The sequence below is a fragment of the Amycolatopsis sp. NPDC051716 genome, assembly GCF_040681595.1.
GTDB lineage: Bacteria > Actinomycetota > Actinomycetes > Mycobacteriales > Pseudonocardiaceae > Amycolatopsis.
Genome location: NZ_JBFAZA010000091.1, coordinates 1 through 3126, shown reverse-complemented (window position 1 = coordinate 3126; position 3126 = coordinate 1). Strand labels below are relative to the sequence as shown.

At 38.5% G+C, this 3126-nt stretch carries 4 protein-coding genes; 2 read left to right on the top strand and 2 right to left on the bottom strand.

Going from position 1 to position 3126, the window contains the following annotated elements; all coding sequences use genetic code 11:
- Both AB0M30_RS47540 and AB0M30_RS47535 read right to left on the bottom strand, forming a co-directional pair.
- Positions 1 to 294 (bottom strand): hypothetical protein (locus AB0M30_RS47540; protein ID WP_364599267.1); only part of this gene is annotated, 294 nt, incomplete at its 3' end.
- A 29-nt stretch (positions 295 to 323) separates the two neighbouring features.
- The gene (locus tag AB0M30_RS47535) at positions 324 to 620 is read right to left on the bottom strand and encodes a BRCT domain-containing protein (protein ID WP_014011546.1); all 297 of its coding nucleotides are present in this window, start codon (positions 618 to 620) and stop codon (positions 324 to 326) included.
- Between the two features lie 283 nt (positions 621 to 903).
- Between AB0M30_RS47535 and AB0M30_RS47530 the strand changes: the two genes are divergently transcribed.
- Both AB0M30_RS47530 and AB0M30_RS47525 read left to right on the top strand, forming a co-directional pair.
- Positions 904 to 1584, top strand: coding sequence for an IS6-like element ISS1N family transposase (locus tag AB0M30_RS47530; RefSeq protein ID WP_364599264.1), 681 nt, complete (start codon positions 904 to 906; stop codon positions 1582 to 1584).
- 365 nt (positions 1585 to 1949) lie between these two features.
- Positions 1950 to 3089 (top strand): OFA family MFS transporter, encoded by a 1140-nt coding sequence (locus tag AB0M30_RS47525; RefSeq protein WP_364599261.1) that lies wholly within the window; start codon positions 1950 to 1952, stop codon positions 3087 to 3089.
- Positions 3090 to 3126: the final 37 nt, after the last annotated feature.

The window sequence follows — 3126 nt, the reverse complement described above, 5'->3', positions numbered from 1 at the left end:
CACGGCGCGCCGAACCGCTCCGCGACGTGCGGGATCGCCGGGCCGACCAGTATCTTTGACCTCATTTTTTTTGGATAAATCCAACTCATCAAGATAATCGACAATTGATGAAACCATTTCTTTTTCCTTGATATTCATATCCGTTTCTTGAAATTGATAGTTACTCCCATTTGTAATGGTAAAATGAATACGGTCAATATTCTCTTTCGATAATTTTTGGGAGTTCGTACCACATGCTACAAGTCCAAAAATAGCTAGAAGAACAATACTACTAAATGCGATTATTTTTTTCATTATAGTTTCTCTCTTTCTTTTATGATTGTTTATAGCCCTTTTGCGAGTAATTGGAAAAATTGTGCTAAAAAGTCCACAAACTCTTTTTCGCTCATGATAATTAAAGGCTGTCCGGATTCAATTGCTTGTTCTGCTTCTGTCAGTTTTTGAGAAGGGGAATAGCCTTTGATTAAATCAATGGGGAAATAGCCTGTCACCAGCCGTGTGGTTTTTTTCGTGACACTACTTTGATTATGACCTTCTAGCCCTGAAATAATAGCTTGCGCCTGTTTTCTCGTCATTGTGGTGAGTGTTCCAGTGAACACGAAATATTCATTTTCTAACAATTTTCCACCTCTTTTTTTGAACAAGTCTATTGAACACCTACAATACCTATTATACCACTAACTAAAAATAGTTCAATAGAGTATACTCTATTGAACCGTGATTGTTTCTAAATAAAAATAAGGACTTTAGTATGATTATTTTTAAAGTCATTTATGATTTAATATAAATTGATAGTCATTTTGATATGGAGGACCCGAATTGCTAGTTGAGGTTCTGTTGCAAAGTTTTCCAAAAAATCTATTTTAGTGTAAAATTGAGAAAAAAGACAGAGAGGACAGAGTAATGAATCATTTTAAAGGCAAACAATTCAAAAAAGACGTCATTATTGTCGCTGTTGGTTACTACCTGCGTTACAATCTAAGCTATCGTGAAGTTCAGGAATTGTTATATGATCGTGGAATAAATGTTTGTCATACTACGATTTATCGTTGGGTGCAAGAGTACAGCAAAGTCCTCTATTATCTTTGGAAGAAGAAAAATAGACAATCCTTCTATTCATGGAAAATGGACGAAACCTATATCAAAATTAAGGGACGTTGGCATTATCTTTATCGTGCAATTGATGCGGACGGCTTAACCTTAGATATCTGGTTACGAAAGAAACGGGATACGCAAGCAGCCTATGCTTTCTTAAAACGACTCCATAAACAGTTTGGTGAGCCGAAAGCAATTGTGACCGATAAAGCACCTTCTCTTGGCTCCGCCTTTAGAAAGTTACAGAGTGTGGGTTTATATACTAAGACAGAGCACCGAACTGTGAAGTATCTTAACAATTTAATAGAACAAGACCATCGACCTATTAAACGACGAAATAAATTTTATCAAAGTCTCCGTACAGCCTCTTCCATGATTAAGGGCATGGAGACCATTCGAGGAATATATAAAAAGAACCGAAGAAATGGAACGCTCTTCGGCTTTTCGGTGTCTACTGAAATCAAGGTATTAATGGGAATAACAGCCTAAGATATTTGGAGTTCAGAGCGGGCGCGTTTGATTTTCAAACTTCGCAACAGAACCAAAATAAGCATAACTTTTAAAGTGCTCCATAACTGTTAGATTTCTTGTCTAACAATTATGGAGCACTTTAGGTTCCCTGTGCTTTTTTATTTGTTCAAAAACAGCAACCGTAATTTGTTTTTTCCCAGTACTATAGCTAACTTAAATGTACTTTTCATTAGCCAACGTTAAAATTCGTCTTATACTAAAATTTAATTGTTTAAATGTGATAATCAATGTGATATTATTATTATATGACAACAATGGTTGTTAACAACGTTTAAATTATTCGTATACTTATTCGTATACTATCAAAAATGGAGGAATAGGTATTGAAAACAAATCGCTATGTTGTTGCGTTTGCAGGTGTCATGTTTCATTTAATGATTGGTTCCGTTTATGCTTGGAGTGTTTTTACTAATCCAATTGCAAAACAAAATGGTTGGGCAGAATCCTCAGTCGCTCTTGCATTTAGTATCGCTATTTTCTTCTTGGGAATGTCAGCCGCCTTTATGGGCAAAGTCGTTGAAAAAATAGGCCCTAGACTAACGGGAACTATTGCTAGCTTTCTTTACGGAACTGGAACCATTATGACTGGTTGGGCTATCCATCAAAATTCAATTTGGCTATTATATCTCTCATATGGTGTCATAGGCGGCTTAGGACTGGGAGCAGGATACGTTACCCCTGTATCAACAATTATTAAATGGTTTCCAGACAAACGCGGTTTAGCAACGGGGTTAGCTATTATGGGATTTGGTTTTGCAGCAATGCTGACTGGTCCTGTTGCTCAACAGCTAATGGCTAGTGTTGGTCTTGAACAAACATTCTATCTCTTAGGAACATTTTATTTTGTTATTATGCTGCTCGCTGCACAGTTTATTGTTCGTCCAAATCTGGCACTATCAAGCACTACTGAAAATAGCATTTCTCAAAAAAAGGGAACACGTCTAACCCGAGGACCGGAGCTAACAGCTAACCAAGCCCTCAAAACTAAATCCTTCACTTTTCTTTGGATAATGTTATTTATCAATATTACATGCGGGATCGGCCTTGTCTCAGCTGCATCCCCCATGGCTCAAAGTATGACCGGCATGTCTGTCCAAACAGCCGCAATTATGGTTGGAATCATAGGCCTTTTCAATGGCTTTGGACGTTTGATATGGGCAACTTTGTCTGATTATATCGGGCGCCCTGCTACTTTCAGTACCATTTTTATTCTCGATATTGTAATGCTTTCAGCCATGCTCATCTTCAAATTACCGCTCCTATTTGTCATTGCATTATGCTTGTTGATGTCTTGTTATGGAGCAGGCTTTTCTGTCATCCCAGCCTACTTAGGTGATGTCTTTGGTACTAAAGAATTAGGAGCTGTTCATGGATATGTACTGACAGCATGGGCTGCTGCCGGAGTTGCGCGTACATCGACATCTGGCGGTCCGCCGAGGGCAGCGGCACCTTGTGTGCGATGACCTACGACGTCCAGGAAGGCCGTCATGCCATGGCGGT